This window comes from Desulfovibrio desulfuricans, from assembly GCF_024460775.1.
In the GTDB taxonomy this organism is placed as follows: domain Bacteria; phylum Desulfobacterota; class Desulfovibrionia; order Desulfovibrionales; family Desulfovibrionaceae; genus Desulfovibrio; species Desulfovibrio desulfuricans_E.
Genome location: NZ_JANFYZ010000155.1, coordinates 1 through 206, shown reverse-complemented (window position 1 = coordinate 206; position 206 = coordinate 1). Strand labels below are relative to the sequence as shown.

Here is a 206-nt window from a genome sequence, read left to right as displayed (position 1 = left end):
CGTTGAAATGCCTGTATCGTTTCTCTGCTTAATGGTACTTGCCTTATTCCGCTTTTCGTCTTAGGCGTTTCAATATAATAGCCTTGATCCTTGCTCTTTAGTAACTGGTGGTCGATAATCACAACTTCATTCTTGAAATCAATATCGGCTACTGTCAGTCCGCACAGTTCCGAGATACGAAGTCCTGTTTTTAACAGTATCAGCAC

1 protein-coding gene is annotated in these 206 nt (G+C 41.3%); it reads right to left on the bottom strand.

Annotated elements, in window-relative coordinates:
• On the bottom strand, positions 1–206 hold a 206-nt coding region (locus NE637_RS15750; RefSeq protein ID WP_256267863.1), incomplete at both ends, for a tyrosine-type recombinase/integrase.